Origin of the sequence: Hydrogenophaga sp. PBL-H3, from assembly GCF_010104355.1 — a bacterium.
Lineage (GTDB): Bacteria > Pseudomonadota > Gammaproteobacteria > Burkholderiales > Burkholderiaceae_C > Hydrogenophaga.
In genome coordinates this window covers 3275136-3301767 of sequence record NZ_CP044972.1, presented here as the reverse complement: position 1 = coordinate 3301767, position 26632 = coordinate 3275136, and the positions used below count along the sequence as shown (strand labels likewise).

The following is a 26632-nucleotide window of genomic DNA, read 5'->3' as shown; positions in this document are numbered from 1 at the left end:
ACAATCCAGCCATGCTCCACATCGATCTGCCTCCCCACCCCACCACGCTGCCCGAGTGGCTGGCCCATGCCGAGCGCCTGCACCCCGTCACCATCGACATGGGGCTGGAGCGCGTGCAACGCGTGGCCCAGCGCATGGGCCTGGCCCTCACTTGCCCGGTGATCACCGTGGCCGGCACCAATGGCAAGGGGAGCACCTGCGCCATGCTGGAAGCCGTGTACACCCAGTCGGGCTACCGCACCGGCGTCTACACCTCGCCGCACCTGGTGCATTTTGAAGAGCGCTGCCGCATCGCCGGTGAGCCCGTGGCCACCGACGAGCTGCTGCCGGCGTTTGCCGAGGTGGAAGAAGCGCGCAAAGGGCAGGGCGGCGACGAAGAGATCAGCCTGAGCTATTTCGAATTCACCACACTGGCCATCCTGCGCACGCTGTCGCGCGCGGGCCTGGACGTGGCCATTCTTGAAGTGGGCCTGGGCGGCCGGCTGGACGCGGTGAACATCATCGATGCCGACTGCGCCGTCATCACCTGCATCGCACTCGACCACATGGCCCTGCTGGGCAACGACCGCGAGGCCATCGGTTTCGAGAAAGCCGGCATCATGCGCACCGGCCGCCCGGTGGTGGTGAGCGACCCGGTGCCACCGCAAAGCGTGCTCGACCGAGCACTGGAGATCGGTGCCGATCTCTGGCGCATCGGCAAAGACTTTCATTTCGCCGGCGACCAGCAGCAGTGGGGCTGGGCCATGCACCCTTCACACGGCGGCCGGCGTTACGCGGGGTTGGCCTACCCGGCGCTGCGTGGTGCCAACCAGTTGGTGAACGCTTCGGGCGTGCTGGGTGCGGTGGAGGCCCTGCGCTCGAAGTTGCCGGTGACGGCGCAGGCCGTGCGCAACGGCCTGGCGCTGGTGGAGCTGCCCGGGCGCTTTCAGATCGTGCCCGGCACGCCCACCCTGGTGCTGGACGTGGCGCACAACCCGCACTCGGTGGCCGCGCTGACCGAAAACCTCGACGCCATGGGCTTTTACCCCACCACCCACGCCGTGTTTGGCGCCATGGCCGACAAGGACCTCGGTGCCATGGTCGAGCGCATCGCGCCGTTGATCGATCGCTGGCACCTGACCGACCTGCCGCTGCCCCGGGCCAGCACCGCCGTGGCCCTGGCCGAGACCTTGAAAGCCCATCCCGCCACGGCCAAAAGCACGGTGGCTGGCTGCCACGCCAGCCCCATGGAGGCCCTGCAGGCGGCGGTGTCCCAGGCGGACCCCGCTGATAGAATCGTGGTCTTCGGATCGTTCTTCACCGTGGGGGGAGTTCTGCAGGACGGTGTGCCCCGCTTGTCGGCCAAACACCTGCCCTCCTGACCCCTTCGCCCGAACCTTCCCGACCGCTCCCGTGTCGCGCCCCTCGCCAGGCCTCCTTTGGCGTCATGGTTCCCACCCGAATGTTCACATCCCGTTCAGGCTCACAGGGCAATCCATCGACACCGCCGCCGCAGAGCATTGACGCCGTGCGCCGCCGTGCGCGCCATCGGCTGATCGGTGCCAGCGTGCTGGTGCTGCTGGGCGTGTTGGGTTTCCCTTTGTTGTTCGACACGCAGCCGCGCCCGATTTCGGTCGACATCCCGATCGAGATTCCGGCCAAGAACACGCCCGCGCCGGCCGTCAAGGCGCCGGCCACGGCAGCGGCACCCGCTGCGGCGCCGGCCGCCGCCAAACCACCTGCGCCCAGCGTCGAAGCCCGCGAGACCCTGAGTGCGCGCGAAGAGGTCGTTGAGGCTGCTGCGCCTTCCAAGCCAGCGGCGGAGCCGACCAGGCCCGCTCCTGCACCCGCTGACGCCGATCGCGCCCGTGCCCTGCTCGAAGGCAAGATCGCCACCCCACCCGCAACGACAACCGCTGCACCCACCACCGCAGTTGCCGCCGAGCGCCTGGTGGTGCAGGTGGGCGCGTTCTCTGAAGAAGCGGGTGCCCGCTCGGTGCGCCAGAAGCTGGAAGCCGCCGGACTCAAGACCTACACCCATGTGGCTGAAACCGCCGAGGGGCGCCGTATCCGCGTGCGTCTGGGGCCTTATGCCAGCCGTGCCGAGGCTGACAAGGCTGCAGCCCGCGTGAAGGCCCTGGGCTTGCCTGCGGCCATCCTCACGCTGTGACGCACAAACGGATGATGGTTGCATGGTGTTGACGGATTGGCTGCTGCTGGCGGTGTTGTTGTTGTCGGTGTTGCTGGGTGCGTGGCGTGGGCTGGTGTACGAGGTTCTGTCGGTGGCGGGCTGGGTGGCGGCGTTCGTGCTTGCGCAGGCCTACGCCGACGAAGCGGCCGCCCTGTTGCCGCTGAACGGCATCTCGCCACCGCTTCAGCTGGCTGCTGGCTTCGTGCTGGTTTTCATCGCGGTGGCTTTTGCGGGCGGCCTGCTCGCGTGGATGGTCAAGAAGCTGGTGGCGTCGGTCGGCTTGCGGCCGGTGGACCGGATTCTGGGCGGTGCCTTTGGTCTGGCGCGTGGCGTGGTGATGTTGCTCGCGTTCGCCGTGGTGATGAGCATGTCGCCCCTGCGGGATGCGCTGTGGTGGCAGGGCTCGGCGGTAGCCGACGTGCTGGTGGCCACGCTGCACGCCATCAGGCCCTTGTTGCCCGAGCCAGTGGCCCGATATATCGCGTGAACAGCATTTGAAATTTTTCTGAGGATCGAAACATGTGTGGAATCGTGGGCGTGGTCAGCAAAACGCCAGTCAACCAGCTGATTTACGACGCCTTGTTGCTCCTGCAGCACCGCGGCCAGGATGCGGCGGGCATCGTCACCCAGCAGGGTCGAAAATTTTTCATGCACAAGGCCAAGGGCATGGTGCGCGATGTGTTTCGCACCCGCAACATGCGCTCGCTGCCCGGCATATGCGGGCTGGGCCAGGTGCGCTACCCAACGGCCGGCAATGCCTACAGCGAAGAAGAGGCACAACCGTTCTACGTGAACGCGCCGTTTGGTCTGGTGCTGGTGCACAACGGCAACCTGACCAACGCGCATGCGCTGAAGCAGGAGCTGTTCCAGACTGACCACCGCCACATCAACACCGAGAGCGACTCCGAGGTCCTGCTCAACGTGCTCGCACACGAACTGGAGAAGGTCACGCGCGGCATCACGCTGAAACCAGCCGATGTGTTCGCAGCCGTGCGTGGCGTGCACCAGCGCGTCAAGGGGTCGTATGCGGTGGTGGCGCTGATCGCCGGTCACGGCTTGCTGGCCTTCCGCGACCCGTTTGGCATCCGTCCACTGTGTGTGGGCCACAACGACCAGGGCGGCGTGATGGTGGCCAGCGAGTCGGTGGCGCTGGAAGGCAACGGCTTTGAGCTGGACCGCGACGTGTTGCCCGGTGAGGCGGTGTTCGTCGACCTCGACGGCAAGATGCAGTTCCAGCAGTGCGCCGACAAGGTCAGTCACAACCCCTGCATTTTCGAGTTCGTGTACCTGGCCCGGCCCGACTCCGTGCTGGACGGCATCTCGGTCTACCAGGCGCGTTTGAACATGGGCGTGACCCTGGCCAAACGTGTGGTGTCCACCGTGCCTCCGAACGAGATCGACGTGGTCATCCCCATTCCCGAATCGTCACGCCCCAGCGCCATGGAGCTGGCCCAGCTGCTCGGTCTGCCGTACCGCGAGGGCTTCGTGAAGAACCGCTACGTGGGCCGCACCTTCATCATGCCGGGGCAGGGCGTGCGCAAGAAGTCGGTGCGCCAGAAACTCAACGTGATCGGCAGTGAGTTCAAGGGCCGCAACGTGTTGCTGGTGGACGACTCCATCGTGCGTGGCACGACCAGTCGCGAGATCGTGCAGATGGCGCGCGACGCCGGCGCGCGCAAGGTCTACCTGGCCAGCGCCGCGCCGCCGGTGCGCTACCCCAACGTCTATGGCATCGACATGCCCACACCCGATGAACTCGTGGCGCACAACCGCACGGTGGACGAAGTGCGCGAAAGCATCGGCTGCGACGCCCTGATTTACCAGGACGTGGACGCGATGAAGCAAGCGATTGGCTCGCTCAATCCCGAGCTCGCGGGTTTTGATGCGTCGTGCTTCGACGGTGTGTACGTCACAGGTGACATCACGCTGGCCGACATCGCCCGCCTGAACGCCGGGCGCGATACCAGTGAAGAGGGTGAAGAGGACACCTCACGCCTGGCCTTGCCCAACGCGCAGGTCGCCTGAAAGCCACGGCCCATGACGCAGAAGAAAACCAACCTGCACCGCGACACACTGGCCGTGCGCGAAGCCGTCGAGCGCAGCCAGTACGGCGAGAACTCCGAGGCCTTGTACCTCACCAGCGGTTATGTGCAACCCAGCGCCGAAGCCGCCGCGCGCCGCTTTGCCGGCGACGAGGAAGGCTTCACCTACGGCCGCTACGGCAACCCCACGGTGGCCAGTTTCGAGCAACGCCTGGCGGCGCTCGAAGGCGCCGAGGCCTGCCTCTCCACCGCTTCTGGCATGTCCGCCATCCTCATGATGTGCATGGGCCTGCTCAAGGCTGGCGACCACGTGGTGTGCTCGCACTCCATGTTTGGCTCCACCATCAAGCTGATCGGCACCGATTTGGCCAACTTCGGCATCGAGTCCACCTTTGTGTCTCAAACCGATGTGGCGGCATGGCGGGCCGCGATCAAGCCGACCACGAAACTCTTGTTCGCCGAAACGCCGACCAACCCGCTCACCGAGGTGTGCGACATCCGCGCGCTGGCCGACATCGCGCACAACGCGGGCGCGCTGCTGTGCGTGGACAACTGCTTCGCCACGCCAGCGCTGCAATTGCCGATGAAGCTGGGCGCCGACATCGTCATGCACTCGGGCACCAAGTACCTCGATGGCCAGGGCCGTGTGATGGCCGGCGCCCTGTGCGCCAGCCAGGACCTGGTCACCAAGACCTTCCTGCCCGTGCTCAAGAGCGCGGGCATGACGCTCGCGCCGTTCAACGCCTGGGTGGTGCTCAAGGGCCTGGAAACGCTCGACATCCGCATGCAGGCGCAGTCGGCCCGCGCACTCCAGTTGGCCCAGTGGCTGCAAGACCACCCGGTCGTGGCGCGCGTGCACTACCCGGGCCTGGCCAGCCACCCACAGCACACGCTGGCGATGGCGCAGCAGTCGGATTGCGGGGGCGCCGTGCTCTCGTTCGAGGTCAAGGCGTCTGACGCCGAGCAGGCCCGCGCACGCGCGTTCCACGTGCTCGACTCGCTGCAGGTGATGTCGCTCTCGACCAACCTGGGTGACACCAAGACCCTGATGGCGCACCCCGCGAGCACCTCGCACGGCCGCCTCACCGAAGCGCAGCGCCAGACGGCGGGCGTGGTGCAGGGGCTGATCCGCGTGGCGGTGGGCCTTGAACATCTCCCAGACATCCAGACCGACCTCGACCGCGGACTCCTCACTTTCTGACATGACCACCACCGTCCGCACCCGCTTCGCGCCATCGCCTACCGGCTTCATCCACCTCGGCAACATCCGCTCCGCGCTTTATCCCTGGGCGTTTGCGCGCTCCACCGGCGGCGTCTTCATCCTGCGCATCGAAGACACGGATCTGGAACGTTCCTCGCAGGCCGCGGTGGACGTGATCATTGAAGGAATGAGGTGGTTGGGCCTGGACCACGACGAAGGCCCGTTCTACCAAATGCAGCGCATGGACCGCTACAAGGCCGTGCTCGCCGACATGGTGACTGCTGGTCTGGTGTACCCCTGCTACATGAGCGTGGCCGAACTCGATGCGCTGCGCGAAGCGCAGATGGCGGCGAAGGAAAAACCGCGCTACGACGGTACCTGGCGGCCCGAGCCGGGCAAGGTGCTGCCGGCCGTGCCCGAGGGCGTGAAGCCCGTGCTGCGCTTCAAGAACCCGCAGGGCGGCGTCGTGGCCTGGGACGACAAGGTCAAGGGCCGCATCGAGATCAGCAACGACGAACTCGACGACCTCGTGATCGCGCGCCCCGACGGCACGCCCACGTACAACTTCTGCGTGGTGGTCGACGACATCGACATGACCATCACCCACGTGATCCGGGGCGACGACCACGTGAACAACACGCCGCGCCAGATCAACATCTTTCGCGCGCTCGGCAAGGAGCCGCCGGTGTACGCCCACCTGCCCACCGTGCTCAACGAGCAGGGCGAGAAGATGAGCAAGCGCAACGGCGCCAAGCCCGTCACACAGTACCGCGACGAAGGCTACTTGCCCGATGCGATGGTGAACTACCTCGCGCGCCTGGGCTGGAGCCACGGCGACGATGAAATCTTCAGCCGCGCACAGTTTTTGGAGTGGTTCAACCTCGACCACCTGGGTCGCAGTGCAGCGCAGTTCGACGAAGCCAAGCTGCGCTGGGTCAACGCCCAGCACCTCAAGGCCATGACCGACGACGCACTCGCGCCGCTGGTGGCCGAGCAGCTCAGGTGGCAGGGCATTGCGGCGGATGACCGCCTGCCGCGCATCTGTGGCCTGTTCAAGGACCGCTGCGACACCACCGTGGCATTGGCCCAGTGGGCGAAGGCTTTCTATGCCGACATCACGCCCAACGCGGACGAACTCACGCAGCACGTGACCGACGCGGTGCGCCCGGCGCTGGCCGCCTTGGCTGGCAAGCTCGGCGGCGCTGCGTGGGACAAGGCCAGCATCTCGGCGGCCATCAAGGAAGTGCTCACCGCGCACAGCCTGAAGATGCCGCAGATCGCCATGCCGGTGCGTGTGTTGGTGATGGGCACTGCCCAGACGCCGTCGCTCGATGCCGTGCTCGAATTGCAGAAACGTGAAACAGTCCTGGACCGTTTGCAGAAGGCTTGAAAAAATCGCCTATAATCTGAGGCTTGCTGAAATGCAGCGCTGAATCAAACCGGCGAAGCAGATCAACAAACCCTGTGGGGGTATAGCTCAGCTGGGAGAGCGCTTGCATGGCATGCAAGAGGTCAGCGGTTCGATCCCGCTTACCTCCACCAAAAATCAGGGACTGCGAAGCGCAGCAGAGGAAGGAACATCACCTTCCGATGCTACAATTCGAAGTTCCAAAAAACGCGGTGCAGAGAGTCGCGTTTCGGTTAGTCCCAAGGTTTTGACCCTATCGTCTAGAGGCCTAGGACATCACCCTTTCACGGTGAGTACCGGGGTTCGAATCCCCGTAGGGTCGCCAGAATTTGCCGCAAGGCAACTCAGGCACAAGTGGTTGGCACTTGGTTCGCAAGAACGAACGCCATCTACCAGGAGTGGTAGTTCAGTTGGTTAGAATACCGGCCTGTCACGCCGGGGGTCGCGGGTTCGAGCCCCGTCCACTCCGCCAGTCAAGAATCAAATCACCGCGGTCGCAAGACCCCGGTGATTTTTTTCGTCTGTCGCTCTTGCAGGCTTCGGTTCAGGTCGCCCGTTCCAGCCACCGCAGGCGCACAAGCCCGGTCGACAACGCCGTGCCGCAAATGATCACCAGGCCACATCCCACCATCCACGGCGTGATGGTCTCGTTCAGGAACAGCGCGCCGTAACCCAGTGCAAACACCGGCACAAGGAAGGTGACGGTGAGGGCCTTGCTCGGGCCGGCCTGTTCGATGATGTGGAAGAACAGGATGTAGGCGATAGACGTGCACAAGAGTGCCACCGCGGCCACCGCGGCCCAGGCCGTGAAGCTCACGGGCTCGGCGGGCCAGAACCACAGGGTGGGCACAGCCAGGCCGAGCGCTGCACCGATCTGGCTTCCGGTGGCGGTGGCCAGCGGGTGGGCGCCGGTGAGGTAGCGTTTGGTGAAGCTGGCGGCCAGGCCGTAACACAGGGTGGCGAGCAGACAGGCGCCCATGGCCAGCAACGTGATGCCAGTGGAGCCCGCGCCGGCCACGCCAGTGGCGCTGAAACCCGATTTGCCAACGACCAGCAGCGTGACTCCTGCAAATCCGATGGCCAGGCCCAACATGCGCGAGCCACCGGGACGGTCCTTGAGCCACAGCCAGGCGACCAAGGCACCAGTGAGCGGCACGGTGGCATTGAGGATGGAGGTGAGCCCCGTGGTGATGTGCATCACCGCGAACGCGAACAGCATGAACGGGATGCCGGAGTTGAGCAGGCCCACGAACAAGATGGCCTTGGCGCGTTGGCGGAAGTCGGCCCAGACACCCTTGACCAGAAAGACCGGCAACAGAAAAAGCGCGGCCAGCATGACCCTCAGGCCCGCGGTGGGAACGATGCCGAACTCGGTGGCGCCCAGGCGCGTGAAGAGAAACGACGAGCCCCAGAGGGCGGCGAGCAGGACAAATTCCAGGGCGAGGACGGGGTTCATGGCGTGAAAGTATGCACGGGCACTGTTCGCGCCCAGTGGTGGTATTGATGCCGTATGGGTGCGCCATTGATGCGCCGTCTGCCTCAATGGCATGGCTTGTCAGGGTGGAGTGGCGCCCTCCAGCGACAGCAGCGCGGTCTTGCGCTCCAACCCGCCGGCATAACCGGTGAGCGAGCCGTCAGCGCCCAGGACGCGGTGGCAGGGGACGACGATGCTGACCGGGTTGCGGCCCACGGCCGCGCCCAGGGCGCGCACGGCGGCGGGCTTGCCGATCGCCGCACTCAGGCTGCCGTAGCTGGTGGTGGCTCCTGGTGGAATGCGCCGCAGCGCCTGCCACACCTGTTGCTGGAACGGCGTGCCCGCTTGCAGGTCCAGTGGCAGGTCGAAGGCCGTGCGTTGCCCTGCGAAGTACTGGTCGAGCTGCTGAATGGCCATTTGCAGCACGGGATGCTCGGGATCGCGGCGCCAGGCCGAGGTATCGGGTCCGTGGCGTTGGCCGTCGAACCAGACGCCGCTGAGGCCACGCTTCGTCGCAGCCAGGGTCATGGCGCCCAGCAGGCCTTCCCATGAGGTGAAGGCGGTGAGGGGATCGTGTTTCATGCGCAAGCTCCTGTGAGTGGGGTGACGTGTCCGGCCGACCAGGCCCGGAGGACGGCGTAGCTGCGCCACGGTTTCCAGGCCAGCGACGCGGCTTCGGCCTCGCGCGCCGAATGCTTGAGGTCCTGCACGCCCAGCGCCTTGTGCAGTGCCACGTCGCCAGCGGGAAAGGCGTCGGGCCAGCGCAGCGCGCGCATGGCGATGTACTGCGCCGTCCAGTCGCCGATGCCGGGCAGCGCCTTGAGCGCTGTGACGGTGGCCGGCACGTCGGCGCTGCCGTTGAGCACGAGGCCTTGTTCGGCCACGCCCCGCGCCAGCGCCACGATGGCGGCCTGGCGTTGTTTGACGATGCCCAGCTCGCCCAGCGCATCGCCACCGGCCTGCGCCAGCACTTCGGGCGCGGGAAACAGCCGGGTTAGTGCCGCGAACGGCGTGTCGATGCGCTCGCCGAAGCGGTTCACCAGCCGCTGCGCGAGCGTGCGCGCGGCGGCCACCGTGATCTGCTGGCCGAGCACCGCGCGCACGGCGAGTTCGAAACCGTCGAGCGCACCCGGCACGCGCAGGCCGTCGCCAGCCGGAAATGCACCATGCAGCACAGCGTTGATCGCGCTCGGGTCGGCGTCCAGGTCGAGCGCGGCGCGCACCCGGTGGATCACCTGCGGCAGCACCTCGCGCAGCTCGTCGCTCACGCGCAGCACGAGCTGGCACCGCGTTTCATCGAACTCGGCCAGCAACCAGCCGCGGTGGCTGCGCTCGCCGATGTTCATGCGCAAGGTCTGCCCGAGGCGCAACTGGTCGTCGACGAAGGCCACGCCTTCGATCAGGCGCTGACGAAAAAAGGCCAGTGTGGCTGTGACGTCGTAGGGCGGTCGGTAGCCCAGGCGCACTGTGGTGCCCTGGCCGCTGTCGCGGGTGCTGGTCTCGCGTCGCAGCTGGGTCGGGTTCAGGCGGTAGTGGTCGAGAAAGGCGGCGTTGAAGCGGCGCACGCTGGCAAAGCCGCTGGCGCCCGCGATCTGGGTGATCGGCAGGTCGGTGTCGGTGAGCAGTTGTTTGGCGGTGAGCAGCTTGCGCGTGAGCAGGTATTGCAGTGGCGAAACACCGAGCCGATCCTCGAACACGCGGCGCAGGTGGCGGTCGCTCACGCCGAGGCGCGCGGCCAGCCGTTCTCCCATGTTGCCTTCCGTGTCGCACCAGTGCTGGGGATCGTCGAGCCACAGCGTGGCTTGCTGCAGCAAGATGGTGGAGGCGTCTTCGGTGGACCAGTGCCGATCCATCGGCGCCAGCTCGGGCCGGCAGCGCAGGCACGGGCGAAACCCCGCGTGCTCGGCCTGTGCCGCATGCTCGAAGAAACGGCAGTTCTCGCGCCGGGGGGTGCGCACGCGGCAGACTGGCCGGCAATAGATGCCGGTGGAGGTGACAGCGGTGAAGAACTGCCCGTCAAAGCGCGCGTCGTGCGAGCACAGCGCGCGGTAGCAGGCGTCGTCGTCGATGCGGTCCAGGCGTTTCATGGTTGCCATGGTAGGCCGTTCGGATGGGCGTGGCTGGCCGTTTCCGGACATGTGGCTCCCGAGGCGTCAAAGGCCACTCCTACAATGGCCGAACCTCACCGAACCCAGGACATCACCATGCAAGTCACCCCTTCGATCTTCAAGGCCTATGACATCCGCGGCGTGACGCCCACCGCGCTCAACGAAGAGGTGGCCGAGGCGCTGGGCCTGGCGTTTGGCACGCAGGCCATGAAGCTGGGCGAGAAGAGCGTGGCCGTGGGCCGAGACGGGCGGCTGAGCGGGCCGGCTTTGTCGGCAGCGCTGATTCGCGGGCTCGTGGCGGCGGGTGTGGACGTGATCGACATCGGTCTGGCCACCACGCCCATGCTGTATTTCGCCGCCACCACGCTGTGCACCAGTGGCATCCAGGTCACGGGCAGCCACAACCCCAAGGACTACAACGGTTTCAAGATGGTGCTGGCCGGGCGCGCAATCTATGGCGACGACATCCAGGCGCTGCGCAAGACGATGGAAGCCGAATCACACACGCGTGCCGAGGGCGGGCGTGTTCGCCTGATCAACGTGCAGGCGGCTTACCAGGCGCGCATCGTGGGCGACATCAAACTCTCGCGCCCCATGAAGATCGTGGTGGATTGCGGCAACGGCGTGGCCGGTGCATCGGCGCCTGCGATCTTCCGCGCGCTGGGTTGTGAGGTGATTGAACTGTTCAGCGAGGTGGACGGCAACTTCCCCAACCACCACCCGGACCCGAGCAAGCCCGAGAACCTGCAGGACGTGATGCGCGCGCTGCGCGAGACCGACGCCGAACTCGGCCTGGCCTTTGATGGCGACGGTGACCGCCTGGGCATCGTCACCAAAGAGGGCAACAACATCTACCCCGACCGCCAGATGATCCTGTTCTCGCAGGACGTGCTCTCGCGCGTGCCCGGTGGCGACATCGTGTTCGACGTGAAGTGTTCGCAGCGCCTGGCGCCTGCGATTGAAGCGGCCGGCGGCGTGGCCCACATTTACAAGACAGGCCACTCGCTGATCAAGGCCCGCATGAAGGAGCTGAACAGCCCGCTGGGTGGTGAGATGAGCGGCCACATCTTTTTCAAGGAACGTTGGTACGGCTTTGACGACGGCACCTACGCTGGTGCACGCCTGCTTGAGATCGTGAGCCGCAGCCCGAACGCCAGCGAGGTGCTCAACGCCTTGCCCACCAGCTTCAGCACGCCCGAACTCAACGTGGCCTGTGCCGAAGGCGAACCCCATGCGGTGGTGAAGCAACTGGTGGCGCAGGCGAAGTTCGACGAGCCGGCCAAGCTGTCCACCATCGACGGTGTGCGGGTGGACTGGCCCGATGGTTTTGGTTTGATCCGCGCGTCCAACACCACGCCGGTCCTGGTGCTGCGCTTTGAGGGGCAGACCACCGAGGCGCTGCACCGCATTGAAGCGGTGATGCTGGCCTTGCTCAAGAGCGCCAAGCCCGACGCCGTGGTCGGCGCCAGCGCCCACTGAACGGCAGCGTTCAGCGCGGCAGCAGGGCCTGCACGCGCTCGATCACCGCTTCGGCCTGTTCGTCCACCAGTGCGGTGGTGTCCACCGGGCGGTTGACCCCCCACACGGCGGCCACTTCGCGGATCACGTCGCCCTCACTGTTCACCGGTCGAGCCTGGCGCAGGCCGTTGAGCCGTTCGTAGCTTTCGGCAAAGTTCCACACATTCGGCCCGTGCAGCACCGCACAGCCCAAGGCCAATGGCTCGTGCGGGTTGTGCCCCCCCACGCTGGCGAACGATCCACCCACCAGGGCCACCGGCGCCAGTCGGTACCACAGGCCCATCTCGCCGATGGTGTCGGCGATGTAGACCGGGGACCTGGTGGCGATGTGGGCGCCGGCGCTGCGCAATGGGGCATCTCTGGAGACCACTGCCGACGCGAGCGCGGCCACCTCAAGCCCGCGCGCGGGTGCCCGTGGCGCAATGATCAGCAGGGCGCCGGGACGCTGTTCACACAGCCGGACGTGTGCCGCGAGCGCGAGCGCCTCTTCCCCGGGATGGCTCGATGCCAGCAACCACACTGGCCGGCCTGCGAGGGCTTGTTGCCAGGTCTCCAGATCGACCGCATCGCATCCCAGCGGTGGCACCAGCGCCTTGATCGTGCCGCTGATGGTGATGCGTTCGCGCGGCGCACCCAGCGCCACCAGCGCGTCGGCAGTGGCTTCGTTCTGCGCAAACAGGTCCCGAAAGCCGGGCAGCAAGGCCTGGTACAGCCAGCGCCCCCAGCGGCGCTTGGCCAGCGACTCGGGCGACAGCCGTGCATTGACCAGGGCGCGTGGAATGGCACGCGCGTCGGTCTCCGCGATGAGCGCGGGCCACAGGTCCATCTCGCACCACAGCGCCAGCGACGGCCGCCAGTGATCGAGGAAGCGCGAGACGGCCTCGGGTGTGTCCACCGGGGCGAACTGGTGCTGGCAACGCGCCGGCAGGCCGGTGCGCCGCAGCGCGTCGCCCGAGGTGCGCGCGGTGGTGGTGATGAGGAAGCTGCAATCGGGACGCCGCTCGGCCAGTCGGGCAAACAGGCCGGCCAGCGCCATGGATTCGCCCACGCCCACTGCATGCCCCCACACCAGTGGGCCGGTGGGTCGGTCGGCGTATTCGCTGCCCAGCTTCTGCCGCACGCTGCGCGGCGTTTCCTTGCCGCGCAGCAAGCGCCGCTGCAAGCCCTTGTGCCACACGGGCGCGAGCCAGCGGGCCAGCACCAGGTAGGCCCGCAGTGCCCAGGGAGGACGCGCTGGCTTCATCGGGCTTCCAGCCAGGGCACGAGCGTGGCCATGTGTTTGGCGGTGGCGCCGCCGTGTTCGGCGTAAAAGGCCTCTGCTCCGGCGATGGCCTGGGCGTAATCGGCGGGTGAGGTAAGCAATTGGACCAACGCCTTCGACAGGCTGTCGATCGTCATGTGCTGCTGCAAGACCCCTGCGGCCAGCGCCTCGACGCCGGGGTACTCGATACCCCAGATGCTGTGTCCGACCATCACCGGCTTTTTCAGGGCCAGCGGCTCGATCACGTTGTGCGCGCCCAGCGGCACGAACGATGCACCGACCACCACCACCTGGGAGAGCGCGAGGTAGAAGTACATCTCGCCCAGCGAGTCGCCCACCAGCACGTCAACCGTGCTCATGTCGGGCGCATCGGGCGTGGGTTGCAGTGCTGCATCGAGCATGCGACTGCGCCGCGCCACGCGCAGGCCCTCCGCCTCCATCAAATGCACCACGGTGTCGAAGCGCTGCGGGCTGCGCGGCACGTACACCACCAGCGGTGACGGCAGATCCGCTGCCCGCAGGCCTGCCTGGACCTGGCGGATCGCGTCGATGAACTGCTCGTCTTCGCCCACGATGGCACTGGCAAAACACAGCACGGGCCTGCGTCCAGGCGAAGCCGTGGCGAGCTGCCAGGGGGCCAGCAGGGCGTGGGCGGCGGCCAGCTGTTGCGGCGACACCGGCAGGTCAAAGCGGGTCTCGCCCGCGATCACCACGCGCTCGCAGCCCACGTCGCGAAAGCGTTGCGCGTGCGTCTCTGATTTGCACAGCACCAGCTCGTAGGCCTGGAAGATGCCGGCGCGAAAGCCACCCCATTTCCGGTCGCGCACGATGCTCTTTTTCGGATACTGCGCATTGGCCATGGCCAGTTGAACACCTTGGCGGCGGATGGTGGTCAGCAGCACCGGCCAGGTGTCGATTTCGGTCATGAGGGCCGCGCGCGGGCGCACCCGGCGGATCAAGCGGCGCACCGCCCAGCCCAGCTCCAGGGGCACATAGCCCACCCGCAGGCGGCCCTGTGCAATGGCTTCGTCAAACAGGGTGTGGGCGGCGGTGCGGCCGGCCGGGGTGAGGGTGGTGATGAAGACCGGGTAGCCCGCCGCCAGCAGGGCCCTCACCAGCGGCGCGGCACCGCGCATCTCGCCCATGGATGCCGAATGCATCCACACCGGGCGGTCCAGCCCGGTGGGCGAGGCACCGAAACGCTCGCCCCAGTGCGCTCTGTAAAGCGGCTCGCGCTTGCCGCGTTTCCACAGAAACAGCAGGAACACCGGCAGCAGCAGATGCCACAACACCTCGTACACGCCGATGAGCGCGGATATCCGCCAGTTGGGCGGAAACGGACGGGAGGCGACGTGTGTGGAAGAGGGGGATGCCATCGTTGGGAGCGATACGGTACGGGCGGGGGTGCCTGCACGTCCCATCAAGGGCTTCGGGCGAAGGCCATTCAGTATAGTTACGCCCTCGGGCAGCCCCCTACCCAGCGGCCTGCCTCCCACACAGGAACACCACCGATGCCCCTTCCCACGCCGGCCTGGACCGCAGTCATCCCGCTGCGCGCCGGATCCAAGGGCCTGCCCTCCAAGAACATTCGCCCGCTGGCGGGCAAGCCCCTGTACCGCCATGCGGTGGACCAGGCGCTGCAGGCCGGTGCCCAGCGCGTGGTGATCACGACGGACATCCCCGAAGTGCTCTGGGCCGAATTGCCCACCCAGGTGACGCTGGTGGAGCGGCCACCCGAGCTGGCGGGCGACACCGTGCCCATGGCGCCGGTGCTGCAACATGCGCTGCAGAGTGCCGACTGCCACGGCACGGTGGTGCTGTTGCAGGCCACCTCGCCGCTGCGTTTGCGCAGCGACATTGAAGCCGCGCTGGCCGTGTTTGCCGGTGGCTATTTCGAACTCGTCATGTCGGTCACCAGTGCCGACCGGGGTGTGCTCAAGTGGGGCACACTGCGCGGCAACCGTTTCCAGCCCCTGTCGGACCCGGCACACTGCTTTGCCAACCGCCAGAGCCTGCCGCCGGTGGTGCGCCCCAACGGCGCGCTGTATGTGTTGAATGCCGAACGCTTCGTGGCCAGCGGCAGCTTCGTCTCCGAGCGCATTGGCGTGGTGGAAATGCCAGCCGAGCGCAGCCAGGACATCGACTCGCTGGAAGATTTCGAGCGCTGTGAAGCCGCACTGGAGGCCGCGCATGGTCAGTGAGATGAACACCGACTACGTGGACCTTTACGCCGCGCCCACCTGGCAGTGCGTGATGATCTGCTGGGGCACGAAGTACGCCACCTCGCTCATCAACAACCTGGCGCGCAGCATCGCAGAGAAGGCGTCGTCAACGCCACGGTTCATCCTGATCTCGGACCGCGAGCGGGACGATCTGGCCGAAGGCATCGAGCTGGTGCGGTTCCCTGAGTACTGGCTTCAAGACAAACTCAAGACATCGGGCTGCCAGGCCAAGCTGGTGATGTTCGACCATGGCATCGTGCCCACCGACCTGCCTGCGATCTACGTGGATCTGGACACCATCGTGCTGGGCGATCTGGGGACCGGGCTTTCCTTGATGAAGAACCGGCAGACTGTAGCCATCCTTCCGAGCGCGATCATTCCGTTTGGCTGGATCGGGCGCACGCTGTACCGCTGGACCAACCGCCGCCGCTACGCGCGCGGCAACTCGTCTTTCGTGATCTACCACCCGGCCGAATGCCATTTCATTGCCGAACGCTTCAAAGTGCTGCTTGAGCAGAACCCTCAGCTCGAGTTTCGTCCGATGGCGGCTGATGAACGCTTCATCAGTTGGGTGGCGCAAGAGCACATGGTGCGCATTCCGAACTCGTTTGCGGTCAAGTTCCCCGGTGAGTTCATGTTCTATTGGGGCTTCTGGCTCTATGTCAGAGCCTGTCTTCCCTGGGTGCAAAGTCGGCGCAAAGGCCTGGTGGCCGTGACGCTCAACGGCCTGATGATCAAGCCCGAAAAATTGCTGTCGCTCAAAGAAGGCGACGTGATCATTGACGAAAAATCCCGCAAGCTGATCTGGAGCGAAAAGACACTGGGCTTCATGCGGTCCAAAATCCAGGCGTTCTACGCCGGTTCCCTGTAATTTCCCGACGCCACCTGGCAAGAGGCCTTCATGAAAATCGCCCACCGCGACATCTCCCCCGCACACCCCCCGCTGGTCGTGGCCGAAATCGGCATCAACCACGGCGGCAGCCTAGACGTGGCCAGAGGCATGGTGCTCGCCGCGCACCGCGCTGGCTGTGAAATGGTCAAACACCAGACGCATTTCGTCGAAGACGAAATGACCGACGAGGCGAAGCAGATTTTCCCGCCCAACGCCGACAAATCCATCTGGGACGTGATGGAAGAGTGCGCGCTGTCCAAGGACGACGAGATCGCGCTCAAGACCTACGCCGAGTCGCTGGGCATGATCTACATCTCCACGCCGTTCTCGCGCGCTGCGGCCGATTTCCTCAACGACATCGGCGTGTCCGCGTTCAAGATCGGCTCGGGCGAGTGCAACCACGTGCCGCTGATCCGCCACATCGCGAGTTTCGGCAAGCCCGTCATCATGAGCACCGGCATGCAGACCATCGACGGCATGCGGCCGTCGGTGCAAGCGCTGGACGACTCGGGCGTGGAATACGCCCTGCTGGAGTGCACCAACCTCTATCCCTCGCCGCCCGAGATCGTGAGCCTGCAGGGCATCACCGAGCTGAAGTGCGCGTTTCCGCGCGCCGTCATCGGTTTCTCCGACCACAGCATCGGCCCCGAGATGGCACTGTCTGCCGTGGCGCTGGGCGCGTGCATTCTGGAGCGCCACTTCACCGACACGCGCTACCGCAAGGGCCCGGACATTTCCTGCTCCATGGACCCGGCCGAGCTCAAGTTTTTGATCGACCGCTCACGCGAGATCCACACCGCGCTGCACAACCCCAAGGTGCGCACCGCGCCCGAGGAAGACGTGTACCGCTTCGCACGCGGCTCCATGGTGGCCGACCGCGACCTGCCCGCCGGTCACGTGGTCACGCCCAGCGACATCTGGGCACGCCGCCCCGGCTCGGGCGAGATCTCGGTGCAGCACTTTGACCGCCTCGTGGGCGCGAAGCTCACGCGCGCCGTGAAGCGCAACCAGCAGTTGCTCTGGAGCGACCTGGACGGCGTGAAGCCCCTGGCCAACAGCTGACCCGAATGAGTGCAGCGCCGGGCCGATCCCAAGCAAGCTTGCACCGCAGCCCGCAGGGCGAAGGTACTCCAATGAACGCGAAAAAACTGCTCTTCGTCACCGGCACGCGGGCCGATTTCGGCAAGCTGGAGCCGCTCGCGCTGGCCGCGCAGCAGGCCGGGTTTGCCGTGAGCTTCTTCATCACCGGCATGCACATGATGCGGCGCTACGGCGAAACGCGGCTGGAAGTGAAGCGCTTTCCCGGCGCCGAGTTCTTCGAGTTCGTGAACCAGCGCGAGGGCGACGCGCAGGACTTCATCCTCTCCAAGACCATCCTTGGGTTCTCCGATTTCGTGCACGAGCACCGACCCGATCTGGTGGTGATCCATGGCGATCGGGTGGAGGCGCTGGCCGCCTCCATCGTCTGCGCCATGAAGTACATCCCGTCGGCGCACATCGAGGGCGGTGAAGTCTCGGGCACCATCGACGAAAGCATCCGCCACTGCAACACCAAGCTGTGCGCCGCGCATTTCGTGAGTTCCGACAACGCCCGCCAGCGTGTACTGGCGCTTGGCGAGTCGCCCGAGAGTGTCTACAACATCGGCTCACCCGAACTCGACACGCACGCGCGGCCGTCGGGCGTGACGCTGGCGCAGGTCAAGGAACGTTACGCGATCCCGTTTGACGACTACGGCATTGCGATCTTCCACCCGGTGACCTCGGAGGCCAACACCATTGGTGCCCAGGCGCAATCGCTCTTCGCTCGGCTGGAGGCCAGCGGGCGCAACTTCGTGGTGATCGCGCCCAACAACGACCCGGGCACCGAAGATATTTTTGCCGTGCTGGAGAAACTGCCCAAGGAGCGCTTTCGCCAGATTCCGTCCATGCGGTTTGCCTACTTCAGCGAACTCATGCGCCACGCTTCGGCCATGGTGGGCAACAGCAGTGCTGGCGTGCGCGAGGCCCCTTTCCTGGGAGTGCCCAGCCTGGATGTGGGCACGCGCCAGAACCGGCGGGCCAGTGGCGCATCGATCACGGCGTGCTCGGCAATGGACCAGGGTTTGATTGATGTGTTTCTCAAGAACGTCTGGGGCAAGCGCTTCCAGCCAGACGTCACTTTCGGAGCGGGGAACGCGGCCGCCGGTTTTGTGGAGGTGCTCGACCGGCCAGACTTCTGGCTCAAGCCACTGCAAAAGGCCTTTGCTGGTGATTGATCTGCCATTCATTCGGGCGCGTTTCCAGTCTTCGATGGACATCACCGCAAAGTGCGGTGCCGTGGCCTTGCTGCTCGGTGTTCCAACCTCCATCGCGTTGGTCAACATCGGCATTCTGCTTGTTCTGGTCGGCTGGCTTCTGTCGGGTCAGTGGCGGTGGAAGCTGGATGTGATCCGCCACAACCCGATCACGCTGCCCGTGATGTTGCTGTCAGCACTCGTGCTGGTCGGCATCGCCTACACCGATGCGCCGAGGGCCTACATCGGGCACCACCTGTACGTGTACAGCAAGCTGCCGCTCATGCTTATGCTGCTTACCTTGCTGTATGAGCCTTGTTGGCAGCGACGTGGCCTGTTGGCATTTACAGTGGGGTCGTTGATCACGGTTGCCAGCACCTACGCCAACATCTGGTTCGACGTGCCCTGGTCCGATTCTCATAATCAGGGACTCGGGGTCACGCATCACGTGTTCAACGACTACATCGCGCAAGGCTTGGCCATGTCGTTCTTCACGGCGCTCGCCGTGGTGATCGCGTTGGATGCGCGAACAAGGTCGATGCGCTGGGCTTGGGCGCTGGTGGCTGTGTTCACCGTCTTCAGCATCACGCACCTGCTCCAAGGGCGCACAGGTCAGGTGGTGTTGCTGGCCATGCTCTGTGCGCTCGCCTGGGTGGCTGCTCCCATGGCCTGGCGTTGGCGTGCCTTGGCGCTGGTGGTGCTGGCCACGGTGTTGCTGTTCCTATCGTCGTCTTTGCTGCGCCATCGGGTCACTTCGTTGTTCACTGAGTTTGCGCAATACACCGATGCCGGTTTGCTCACCACTTCTACGGGTTTCCGACTGGATATGTGGAAAAACGCACTGGAGATGTACTTGACAAGCCCGCTGTGGGGTCATGGCACCGCGAGTTACCGGGTCTTGTCGGAGCAGATCTATACCGATCCCGGTGTTTGCGCGGTCTCGTGTCTGCACCCGCACAACCAGTTCCTATTTCTTGCTGCAGAGTTCGGCTTGCTCGGCCTTGTTGCCTATGTCCTGTTGCTGCAGAGAGCGTTCGCGGCCGCCTTTGATCTGACGGTGAGGTACCGCAACCTTCTGGTGGCTTTTATGGCCATCCTGTTTGTGGACAGCTTCATCAACGGCCCGTTCTGGGTGACCACCGAGCGTCATCTCTTCGCTTCCGTCTTGCCATTGCTCGTGGCGGGCTGGCGCTTGCCTGTGAACAAAGGCGAAACAGTCGCAGCGTCTGAGCCCGAGGTGGAGCGTTCAGCATGATCCCGAGCTGGAAAATCCGGCGAGAGTTGGAGACCTTGCGCCAGCAATTCCAGGCTATTCCTGAACGCTTGATCGGTCCAGCACGTCAGCGGCGCCTCGACAGCCAATTCCCTGATTATTTTCGAGTCATGAACGGCGCGGCTCCTTTGGGTCGCAAAGTGGCCATCTTTTTAGTGTACCAGCCGCGTGGCATGTCTGCCTCTGCCGTGGCCACCTGCCGCCACCTCACCGAGCGCGGCTATTCGGTGGTGCTGGTCGCCAATTCGCCCGTGTCTGCATCCGATGAGCAGGCCATGGGTCGCTGGGTCTGGCGTTTTGTCGAGCGCCCGAATTTCGGCTATGACTTTGGTGGATACCGTGATGGCATTCGCCTGTTGTGGCATTGGTCCGTGTCGCCGGAGTGCCTGATCATCCTCAATGACAGCGTGTGGTTTCCTCTCGACCGAAACGAGGCGATGCTGAATTCGATGGAGGCCTCAAAAGCAGGCTTTCTGGGCGCGCTGCGCCATGTGGACTGGCCTGAGATGGACACCGAGCACGCCGGCATTTTTCTGTCGTATTTTTTCCTGATCAAACGCGCTGTATTGAACTCGGATGTGTTCGTCAACTACTGGAACAACTACGTCTCCACCAGCAACAAGTACCTCACCGTTCGGCGGGGCGAGCGAGGTTTCTCCCGCACGCTGTTTGCGGCCGGTGTGCCGAGTGAGGGGCTGTATTCCAGAGACCGCTTCATGGCTGCGGTGGAGCAACAGCCCGCAGCATTCCTGCGCCAGACGCTGGTGTATGGCGCCTACACCGACAAGGATCTGGAGTCGCAGCGCGATGCTCTTCTACGGGCTGACGCCAGGCCAGAGGCCTGGCGCACTCAGGCTATTGACCACATTCGCCTAGTTGTAAAAAAGCGCAACTTTCATTCGTCGTTCTGTTTTGCCAGCATCCGATTGCTGGGCATTCCCTTGCTCAAGAAAAACAAGGGTGAGCTTCAGGTGCGGATGCGTCGTCGGTACCTGAGCGCTGTGAAGGCGGGCGATCTGCCATCGCCCGAGCTGGCGGTGCTGGCCGAGATCGAAGCCAGCATCCGCTGACGGGTAGGACTCACTTCGCCAACAACGAATTGATCGGCAGGAGGTCTTCAGGCACCAGCTTGCCGCTGGCCTGCTTCAGGCGCAGGCCGCCGAGCAGCACGTTGTAGCGGGCCTGGGCGAGGTCGCGCTTGGTCTGGAACAGCTGGCTCTGTGCGTTGAGCACGTCGATGTTGATGCGCACACCCACCTGGTAGCCCAGGCGGTTGGCGTCCAGGGCGCTCTGGCTGGAGGCTTCCGCGGCTTCCAGGGCCTTCACCTGGCCCTGGCCGGAGAGCACGCCCAGAAACGCGCTGCGTGTGGCCAGGTCGATGCCGCGCTTGGCAGCTTCCAGATCGGTGCGGGCCTTTTCTTCGAGCGACATGGTTTCCTTCACCCGGTTCTGAATGGCGAAACCGGCGAACAACGGCATGTTGAACTGCACACCGATGCTGGCGTTGTTGCTGCGCACCGTGTTTTGGGCGATGGACGCTGTAGAAGGCGCGCGAGCCACCTGGTACTGCGCCACCAGGTCCACCGTGGGCTTGTGGCCGGCTTCGGCCTTGCGGGTCTCCAGTTGTGCGATCTCCAGCCCGCGCGTGGCTTGCAGGATGGTGGGGTGGGTTTCGTCGTTGAGAGCCACCCAGGCTTGCGGGTCGGCTGGCAGCAGCGGGGGCAAGACCACCGGCGCCACCAGCGGCTTGGGCGCCACGGCCACTCGGCCCACCAGTTGGTCCAGCGTCAGTTGTTTGACGCGCATGTCGTTCTCGGCGGCGATCTCTTGCGCCACGACCAGATCGAAGCTGGCCTGGGCTTCGCGCGAATCGGTCACGGTGGTGGTGCCGACTTCGAAGTTGCGCTTGGCCGCGGCGAGCTGCTCGGCCACGGCGGTTTTCTGTGCCCGCACGAACGCCAGTGTGTCGGTGGCGGCGAGCACGTCGAAGTAGGCCTGCGTGGTGCGCACGATCAGGTCTTGCTCGGCCAGGGTGAGCGTGGCCTTGGCCACGTCTACCGAGAGCAGGGCCTGGTCGTTGATGAGCTTGTTGACCGGGCGGTACAGCGGCTGGCTGGCCGAGAGGGTGGCGCTCTGGCTGTTGCTGGTGCTGTCGGTGCCACCGCTGATCTCGCGGCGCGCCCAGCTGGCGGCTGCGCCCAGGCCCACTTCGGGCAACAGGCCGGCCTTGGCCTGGTCTGCCCGGAAGAGGTTGGCCTCGTATTGGGAGCGTGCCGACAGGTACGTCGCATCAAAACCTCGCGCCGCCTCGTAAAGATCCACCAGGCTCTGGGCCTGCGCTCCCGTGGCAGTGCCCAGGGCCAACACGGCGGCTGCGGCCAGTCGGCTCAAGGCGAAAGGTCGGCCAAAAATGGAGGCGGGTGCGTGAGGGACTGTCATGGAGTTCCTTTGAAACGGATGGCGGGACAGGGAGTGAGCGGTCAGTAGACCGGAACACCGGGGTCGCGCTCCTGCGACCAGGCGTGGATGCCACCATGAATGTTCACGATTTGTGTGAAACCCTGGTTCATCAGAAAGTTCGCTACTTGCGCGCTGCGCATGCCGTGGTGACACAGGCACGCAATCGGTTGATCGCGGTCGAGCTCGGTGAGGCGCTCGGGCACGCTGCGCATGGGGATGTGTCGAAGCTCGAAACCGTCGGCCTTGACGGAGGCCGTCTGCAGTTCCCAGGGCTCGCGCACGTCCAGCACCACCGGCAGGCTGCCCACGGGTGTTTCGCTGGTGGCCTGCGCAAGCCAGTCATCGAGCTGTGCGGGTTGAATCGCTTTCATGGGCATCCTTGAGGGAAGACTTCAGAAACGGAAGCGCGATGGCTCCGGAAAGTTGAGCAGGCGCGGGGCCACCGTGTCCCAGGGCTGCGCGGTCTGGAACGAGGCGTCACCCACGCGGGTGACGATGGTGGCGCGCATCATGGGTTCAAAACCGACGATGGCCGCGAGTCGGCCGCCGGGTGCCAGCAGGGCAAGCAGGGCGGGCGGGATCTCGGCCACCGAACCGCTCAGCAGGATGGCATCGAACGGGCCATTGACGCCACAGGCGGCAAAGCCCTGGGCCGCCGCATCGGCGTGCTTGATATCGACGTTGCCGATGCCGGCGTTGCGCAGGTTGTCGCGCGCGGTGCTGGCCAGCGCGGCGTCAATCTCGATCGATACCACACGCTGCGCCAGGTTGGCCAGCAAGGCGGCCATGTAGCCACTGCCGCTGCCGATTTCCAGCACCTTGTCGGTGGGTTTGAGGTCCAGGTCCTGCAGCAGGCGGGCTTCGACCTTGGGTGCCAGCATGCATTGCCCTTCCACGGCGGGGTGGGTCAGGGGCAGTTCCATGTCGGCGAAGGCGAGCGCGCGGTGGGCGGCGGGCACGAAGGCTTCGCGGTGCATGCGTGCGAGCAAGGCCAGCACTTGAGGAGCAAGCACCTCCCAGGGGCGGATCTGCTGCTCGATCATGTTGAAGCGGGCGTGGTCAAAGCCGGTGTGGATGGTGGGGACGGTCGAAGTGGTCATGGCGGGGGCTCCTGGGAGCGACTGAAGTGAGAGACGGAAAAGTGAATGAATTTTACTGAGCGACAGTGACCGGACCGGAGGTGGCCGGACCCATGCCGAGCCGGCGCCGGAACCAGCGCGCCAGATCGTCCATGTAGCAGTACACCACCGGCACCACGACCAGGGTCAGCAGCGAGGACGTGATCACCCCGCCGATGACGGCCTGGCCCATGGGCGCACGCTGCTCCGAGCCTTCGGTGAGCGCAAACGCCAGCGGCACCATGCCGAAGACCATGGCCAGCGTGGTCATGAGGATGGGGCGCAGCCGCACGCGAGCGGCCAGCAGCAGGGCCGACTCGCGGTCCAGCGGCGGCTCGCCGGCCAGGCCGTGGCGGGCTCGGATCGCAAAATCCACCAGCAGGATGGCGTTCTTGGTCACCAGGCCCATCAGGAGCACGATGCCGATCACCGAGAACATGCTCATGGTCGAGCCGAACAAGAGCAGGGACAGCGCCACGCCGATCAGCGTGAGCGGCAGTGCCGTCATGAGCGCCAGCGGTTGCAGGAAGCTCTGGAACTGGCTGGCCAGGATCATGTAGATGAAGATGATGGCCAGCGCCAGCGCCGAGATGGCGTAGCCGAAGGATTCCTGCATGTTCTTGGTGGAGCCGCCGAATTCATAGCGGTAGCCGGGCGGGAAGGCGATGCCGTCGAGCACCTGCCGTATGTCGGCCGAGACCTCACCGGCCGAGCGGCCGAACACGTTGGCGTTGATCGAGACTTCGCGGTTGAGGTTGCGCCGGTTGATCTGGTTGGGTCCGGTGGAGGCCACCACCTCGGCCACCTGGCCCAGGCGCACCACGCGGGCCGTGCCGTCGGTGGCGGTGCCCACCATGAAGGGCAGCTGTTCCAGGTCGCTGGCGCGCTCGCGCCCGGTGGCGGCCAGTTGCACGTTCACGTCGTAGCTCTCGCCGTTCTGCGCGCGCCAGTTGCCTACCGTGGTGCCGGCCACCAGCGTGCGCAGTGCACCGCCCACCGCGGCCACGTTCATGCCGGCGTCCGATGCCAGCTCGCGCCGCATCTTCACGTCCACCGTGGGCTTGTTGGGCTTCACGCTGGCGTCCAGATCCACCAGACCCACGATGGGGCGGATGCGCTCCATGACCGTGGCGCTCAGGCGCTCCAGCTCGGCGAGGTCGTCGCCCTGCAACGAGAACTCCACTTGTTTGTTGCCCCCCACGGCGTCCAGCAGGCCCACATGGGTCACGGTGATGCCGGGCACGCTGCGCAGGCGCTCGCGCAACTGGGCCGACATGGCGTCGGCACTCAGGGCGCGGTCCTTGCGGTCAACCAGACGCACATAAACGCTGGCGTACATGGTGCCCTGGGCGTTGCCGGTGTTGAGCGTGGACAGCGTGTACTTCACCTCGGGGAACTGGCGCAGGATGCCCTCGACCTCGCGCGTCTTGGCCTCGGTGGCCCGCAGCGACGAACCCACCGGCGTGTGAAAGGTCAGCGAGGTTTCGGAGAAGTCGGCCTTGGGCACGAACTCGGTGCCCAACAGCGGCAACACGAACAGGCTGCCGATGAAGGTGGCCAGCGCCAGGCCCAGCGTGGCGAGCTTGTGCTTGAGCGACCAGCGCAGCGTGGTCTGGTAGGTGTCGGCCAGGTCGTCCTGGAAACGGTCGAACCAGCCGGTGACGCGGCCGATTGTGCGGTCGTACAGAGACCGTTCGCCCTGAGCCTGTCGAAGGGTCGAAGGGTCGTGCCACACCGACGACAGCATGGGGTCGAGCGTGAAGCTCACGAACATCGAGATGAGCACCGCTGCCACCATGGTGATGCCGAACTCGTGGAAGAACTTGCCGATGATGCCGCCCATGAAACCGATGGGCAGGAACACCGCCACGATGGACAGCGTGGTGGCCAGCACGGCCAGGCCGATTTCCTGCGTGCCGTCCATGGCCGCGTCGAACGGCTTCTTGCCCATCTGCATGTGGCGCACGATGTTCTCGCGCACCACGATGGCGTCGTCGATCAGCAGGCCCACCGACAGCGTGAGCGCCATCAGCGTGATCATGTTGATGGTGAACCCGAAAAGGTTCATGAAGAAGAAGGTGCCGATCAGCGCAATGGGCAGCGTGAGGCCGGTGATCACGGTGGAGCGCCACGAGTTCAGGAACAGGAAAACGATGAGCACGGTGAGCAGCGCGCCTTCGATCAACGTGCGGCGCACGTTGTCCACCGAGACGCGGATTGGGCGCGAGCCGTCGGCGATCTGCTCCAGCCGGATGCCCGGGGGCAGCTCGGCGCGAAGCCTTTCCACCGCAGCCTTGAGGCCATCGGTCACGGCGATGGTGTTCTCGTCCTGCGCCTTCTGCACCTGCAGCAGCAGCGTGCGCTGGCCGTTGTAGAGCGCCAGGCTCTGCACTTCCTCGGTGCCGTCGTTGACGGTCGCCAGCTGAGACAGGCGAACCGGCTGGCCGGCGCGGCGGGCCACGATGATGTCGCCGAAGTCCTGTGGGTTCTGCAGGCGCGAGAGCACCTGCACCACGCGCTCGCTCTCGCCGGTCTTGAGCGTGCCCACCGGCAGGTCCTGGTTTTCGTTGCGCACGGCGTTGGTTACCTGCTCGGTGGTCACGCCGAGCGCTTCCATGGCCGAGGGGTTGAGCTCGATGTTGATGGCGCGCTGTGTGCCGCCCACCAGCGTGACCGAGCCCACGCCGCGCACGTTTTCCAACCGCTTCTTGAAGGTCTGTTCGGCCCAGGTGGTGAGTTCCACCGCGCTGGGGGCCTTGCCATTGACGGTTTCGGGGATCACGGCGACGGACCAGATCGAGCGCGCCGCCGGGTCGAAACGCAGCACGCGGGGTTCTTCCACTTCGTCGCGCAGCAGTGGGCGCAAGATGCCGATCTTCTCGCGCACGTCGTCGGCCGCCTTGCGCCCGTCCACCGTGAGCTGGAACTCGATGATCACCACCGACGAGCCTTCGTAGCTGCGCGAGGTCAGGGTGTTGACGCCTGCGATCGCGTTGACCGCTTCTTCCACCTTCTTGGTGACTTCCGATTCCACGATCTCGGGGGAAGCGCCGGGGTAGGCGGTGGTGACCACCACCACGGGAAAATCGATGTTCGGGAACTGGTCCACCTGCAGGCGCTGAAACGAGAAGATGCCCAGCACCACGAAGGCGATCATCACCATGGTGGCGAACACCGGGTTGCGCAGGGAGACCTGGGTGAACCACATGGCG

The 26632-nt window shown here is 65.4% G+C and carries 22 protein-coding genes and 3 tRNA genes; 16 read left to right on the top strand and 9 right to left on the bottom strand.

Annotation, left to right across the window (positions count from 1 at the left end; all coding sequences use genetic code 11):
* Positions 1-11 precede the first annotated feature (11 nt).
* The 9 genes from folC (at position 12) to F9Z44_RS15270 (ending at position 7293) form a co-directional block, all read left to right on the top strand.
* Positions 12-1361, top strand: coding sequence for a bifunctional tetrahydrofolate synthase/dihydrofolate synthase (gene folC, locus F9Z44_RS15310; protein WP_159607554.1), 1350 nt, complete (start codon positions 12-14; stop codon positions 1359-1361).
* Between the two features lie 80 nt (positions 1362-1441).
* Entirely contained in the window at positions 1442-2149 is a 708-nt protein-coding gene (locus F9Z44_RS15305; protein WP_159607553.1) for an SPOR domain-containing protein, read from the top strand.
* A 22-nt stretch (positions 2150-2171) separates the two neighbouring features.
* The gene (locus tag F9Z44_RS15300) at positions 2172-2657 is read left to right on the top strand and encodes a CvpA family protein (RefSeq protein ID WP_159607552.1); all 486 of its coding nucleotides are present in this window, start codon (positions 2172-2174) and stop codon (positions 2655-2657) included.
* 32 nt (positions 2658-2689) lie between these two features.
* Positions 2690-4195, top strand: a complete 1506-nt coding sequence (gene purF, locus F9Z44_RS15295; RefSeq protein ID WP_159607551.1) for an amidophosphoribosyltransferase — start codon at positions 2690-2692, stop codon at positions 4193-4195.
* 12 nt (positions 4196-4207) lie between these two features.
* Entirely contained in the window at positions 4208-5413 is a 1206-nt protein-coding gene (locus F9Z44_RS15290; protein WP_159607550.1) for an O-succinylhomoserine sulfhydrylase, read from the top strand.
* Between the two features lies 1 nt (position 5414).
* Positions 5415-6803, top strand: a complete 1389-nt coding sequence (gene gltX / locus F9Z44_RS15285) for a glutamate--tRNA ligase (protein WP_159607549.1) — start codon at positions 5415-5417, stop codon at positions 6801-6803.
* A 76-nt stretch (positions 6804-6879) separates the two neighbouring features.
* Positions 6880-6955 (top strand) — tRNA-Ala (locus F9Z44_RS15280).
* A 115-nt stretch (positions 6956-7070) separates the two neighbouring features.
* Positions 7071-7146: transfer RNA gene (locus F9Z44_RS15275), tRNA-Glu, on the top strand.
* 70 nt (positions 7147-7216) lie between these two features.
* Positions 7217-7293 (top strand) — tRNA-Asp (locus F9Z44_RS15270).
* 72 nt (positions 7294-7365) lie between these two features.
* On the opposite strand, the gene F9Z44_RS15265 is transcribed toward F9Z44_RS15270, so the two are convergent.
* The 3 genes from F9Z44_RS15265 to F9Z44_RS15255 form a co-directional block, all read right to left on the bottom strand.
* A complete protein-coding gene (locus tag F9Z44_RS15265; RefSeq protein WP_159607548.1) occupies positions 7366-8277 on the bottom strand; it encodes a DMT family transporter in 912 nt (303 codons plus the stop codon).
* A 99-nt stretch (positions 8278-8376) separates the two neighbouring features.
* The gene (locus F9Z44_RS15260; protein ID WP_159607547.1) at positions 8377-8877 is read right to left on the bottom strand and encodes a methylated-DNA--[protein]-cysteine S-methyltransferase; all 501 of its coding nucleotides are present in this window, start codon (positions 8875-8877) and stop codon (positions 8377-8379) included.
* Positions 8874-10382, bottom strand: coding sequence for a DNA-3-methyladenine glycosylase 2 family protein (locus tag F9Z44_RS15255; protein WP_442907200.1), 1509 nt, complete (start codon positions 10380-10382; stop codon positions 8874-8876). Before F9Z44_RS15255 ends, F9Z44_RS15260 begins: the two co-directional genes overlap by 4 nt.
* A gap of 117 nt (positions 10383-10499) precedes the next feature.
* On the opposite strand from F9Z44_RS15255, the gene F9Z44_RS15250 reads away from it, so the two are divergent.
* Positions 10500-11882 (top strand): phosphomannomutase/phosphoglucomutase, encoded by a 1383-nt coding sequence (locus F9Z44_RS15250; RefSeq protein WP_159607543.1) that lies wholly within the window; start codon positions 10500-10502, stop codon positions 11880-11882.
* Between the two features lie 10 nt (positions 11883-11892).
* On the opposite strand, the gene F9Z44_RS15245 is transcribed toward F9Z44_RS15250, so the two are convergent.
* Positions 11893-13164 carry a 3-deoxy-D-manno-octulosonic acid transferase gene (locus tag F9Z44_RS15245; protein WP_159607541.1) on the bottom strand — a complete coding sequence of 424 codons (1272 nt, stop codon included), beginning with the start codon at positions 13162-13164 and terminating at the stop codon, positions 11893-11895.
* Positions 13161-14558, bottom strand: a complete 1398-nt coding sequence (locus tag F9Z44_RS15240; protein WP_159607539.1) for a 3-deoxy-D-manno-octulosonic acid transferase — start codon at positions 14556-14558, stop codon at positions 13161-13163. The genes F9Z44_RS15245 and F9Z44_RS15240 overlap by 4 nt, the downstream gene beginning before the upstream one ends.
* Before the next feature lie 135 nt (positions 14559-14693).
* On the opposite strand from F9Z44_RS15240, the gene F9Z44_RS15235 reads away from it, so the two are divergent.
* The 6 genes from F9Z44_RS15235 to F9Z44_RS15210 all read left to right on the top strand — a co-directional run bounded on the left by F9Z44_RS15235 (position 14694) and on the right by F9Z44_RS15210 (position 20912).
* Positions 14694-15383 carry an acylneuraminate cytidylyltransferase family protein gene (locus tag F9Z44_RS15235; RefSeq protein WP_159607537.1) on the top strand — a complete coding sequence of 230 codons (690 nt, stop codon included), beginning with the start codon at positions 14694-14696 and terminating at the stop codon, positions 15381-15383.
* A complete protein-coding gene (locus F9Z44_RS15230; RefSeq protein WP_159607535.1) occupies positions 15373-16275 on the top strand; it encodes a hypothetical protein in 903 nt (300 codons plus the stop codon). The genes F9Z44_RS15235 and F9Z44_RS15230 overlap by 11 nt, the downstream gene beginning before the upstream one ends.
* 30 nt (positions 16276-16305) lie before the next feature.
* Positions 16306-17358 carry an N-acetylneuraminate synthase family protein gene (locus F9Z44_RS15225; RefSeq protein WP_159607533.1) on the top strand — a complete coding sequence of 351 codons (1053 nt, stop codon included), beginning with the start codon at positions 16306-16308 and terminating at the stop codon, positions 17356-17358.
* 71 nt (positions 17359-17429) lie between these two features.
* A complete protein-coding gene (neuC, locus tag F9Z44_RS15220; protein WP_159607531.1) occupies positions 17430-18551 on the top strand; it encodes a UDP-N-acetylglucosamine 2-epimerase in 1122 nt (373 codons plus the stop codon).
* Positions 18552-18648: 97 nt separating this feature from the next.
* Positions 18649-19824 (top strand): O-antigen ligase family protein, encoded by a 1176-nt coding sequence (locus tag F9Z44_RS15215; protein WP_238407286.1) that lies wholly within the window; start codon positions 18649-18651, stop codon positions 19822-19824.
* Positions 19821-20912 carry a rhamnan synthesis F family protein gene (locus F9Z44_RS15210; protein WP_159607527.1) on the top strand — a complete coding sequence of 364 codons (1092 nt, stop codon included), beginning with the start codon at positions 19821-19823 and terminating at the stop codon, positions 20910-20912. The genes F9Z44_RS15215 and F9Z44_RS15210 overlap by 4 nt, the downstream gene beginning before the upstream one ends.
* 10 nt (positions 20913-20922) lie before the next feature.
* Here the strand turns inward: F9Z44_RS15210 and F9Z44_RS15205 are convergent, their stop codons facing one another.
* Genes F9Z44_RS15205 through F9Z44_RS15190 form a run of 4 tightly spaced genes read right to left on the bottom strand, consistent with a single transcriptional unit; the run spans position 20923 to position 26628 of the window.
* Entirely contained in the window at positions 20923-22281 is a 1359-nt protein-coding gene (locus tag F9Z44_RS15205) for a TolC family outer membrane protein (RefSeq protein WP_159607525.1), read from the bottom strand.
* A gap of 41 nt (positions 22282-22322) precedes the next feature.
* Complete coding sequence (locus tag F9Z44_RS15200; RefSeq protein ID WP_159607523.1) at positions 22323-22673, bottom strand: rhodanese-like domain-containing protein; 351 nt, start codon at positions 22671-22673, stop codon at positions 22323-22325.
* Positions 22674-22694: 21 nt separating this feature from the next.
* Positions 22695-23402 (bottom strand): protein-L-isoaspartate O-methyltransferase family protein, encoded by a 708-nt coding sequence (locus F9Z44_RS15195; RefSeq protein ID WP_159607521.1) that lies wholly within the window; start codon positions 23400-23402, stop codon positions 22695-22697.
* 52 nt (positions 23403-23454) lie between these two features.
* Positions 23455-26628, bottom strand: a complete 3174-nt coding sequence (locus F9Z44_RS15190; protein ID WP_159607519.1) for an efflux RND transporter permease subunit — start codon at positions 26626-26628, stop codon at positions 23455-23457.
* Positions 26629-26632: the final 4 nt, after the last annotated feature.

What these genes read in the sequence shown, in the direction of transcription:
- folC (WP_159607554.1), top strand. Translation starts at nt 12, where the DNA reads ATGCTCCACATCGATCTGCCTCCCCACCCCACCACGCTGCCCGAGTGG.
- F9Z44_RS15305 (WP_159607553.1), top strand. Translation starts at nt 1,442, where the DNA reads ATGTTCACATCCCGTTCAGGCTCACAGGGCAATCCATCGACACCGCCG.
- F9Z44_RS15300 (WP_159607552.1), top strand. Translation starts at nt 2,172, where the DNA reads ATGGTGTTGACGGATTGGCTGCTGCTGGCGGTGTTGTTGTTGTCGGTG.
- purF (WP_159607551.1), top strand. Translation starts at nt 2,690, where the DNA reads ATGTGTGGAATCGTGGGCGTGGTCAGCAAAACGCCAGTCAACCAGCTG.
- F9Z44_RS15290 (WP_159607550.1), top strand. Translation starts at nt 4,208, where the DNA reads ATGACGCAGAAGAAAACCAACCTGCACCGCGACACACTGGCCGTGCGC.
- gltX (WP_159607549.1), top strand. Translation starts at nt 5,415, where the DNA reads ATGACCACCACCGTCCGCACCCGCTTCGCGCCATCGCCTACCGGCTTC.
- F9Z44_RS15265 (WP_159607548.1), bottom strand. Translation starts at nt 8,277, where the DNA reads ATGAACCCCGTCCTCGCCCTGGAATTTGTCCTGCTCGCCGCCCTCTGG.
- F9Z44_RS15260 (WP_159607547.1), bottom strand. Translation starts at nt 8,877, where the DNA reads ATGAAACACGATCCCCTCACCGCCTTCACCTCATGGGAAGGCCTGCTG.
- F9Z44_RS15255 (WP_442907200.1), bottom strand. Translation starts at nt 10,382, where the DNA reads ATGAAACGCCTGGACCGCATCGACGACGACGCCTGCTACCGCGCGCTG.
- F9Z44_RS15250 (WP_159607543.1), top strand. Translation starts at nt 10,500, where the DNA reads ATGCAAGTCACCCCTTCGATCTTCAAGGCCTATGACATCCGCGGCGTG.
- F9Z44_RS15245 (WP_159607541.1), bottom strand. Translation starts at nt 13,164, where the DNA reads ATGAAGCCAGCGCGTCCTCCCTGGGCACTGCGGGCCTACCTGGTGCTG.
- F9Z44_RS15240 (WP_159607539.1), bottom strand. Translation starts at nt 14,558, where the DNA reads ATGGCATCCCCCTCTTCCACACACGTCGCCTCCCGTCCGTTTCCGCCC.
- F9Z44_RS15235 (WP_159607537.1), top strand. Translation starts at nt 14,694, where the DNA reads ATGCCCCTTCCCACGCCGGCCTGGACCGCAGTCATCCCGCTGCGCGCC.
- F9Z44_RS15230 (WP_159607535.1), top strand. Translation starts at nt 15,373, where the DNA reads ATGGTCAGTGAGATGAACACCGACTACGTGGACCTTTACGCCGCGCCC.
- F9Z44_RS15225 (WP_159607533.1), top strand. Translation starts at nt 16,306, where the DNA reads ATGAAAATCGCCCACCGCGACATCTCCCCCGCACACCCCCCGCTGGTC.
- neuC (WP_159607531.1), top strand. Translation starts at nt 17,430, where the DNA reads ATGAACGCGAAAAAACTGCTCTTCGTCACCGGCACGCGGGCCGATTTC.
- F9Z44_RS15210 (WP_159607527.1), top strand. Translation starts at nt 19,821, where the DNA reads ATGATCCCGAGCTGGAAAATCCGGCGAGAGTTGGAGACCTTGCGCCAG.
- F9Z44_RS15205 (WP_159607525.1), bottom strand. Translation starts at nt 22,281, where the DNA reads ATGACAGTCCCTCACGCACCCGCCTCCATTTTTGGCCGACCTTTCGCC.
- F9Z44_RS15200 (WP_159607523.1), bottom strand. Translation starts at nt 22,673, where the DNA reads ATGAAAGCGATTCAACCCGCACAGCTCGATGACTGGCTTGCGCAGGCC.
- F9Z44_RS15195 (WP_159607521.1), bottom strand. Translation starts at nt 23,402, where the DNA reads ATGACCACTTCGACCGTCCCCACCATCCACACCGGCTTTGACCACGCC.
- F9Z44_RS15190 (WP_159607519.1), bottom strand. Translation starts at nt 26,628, where the DNA reads ATGTGGTTCACCCAGGTCTCCCTGCGCAACCCGGTGTTCGCCACCATG.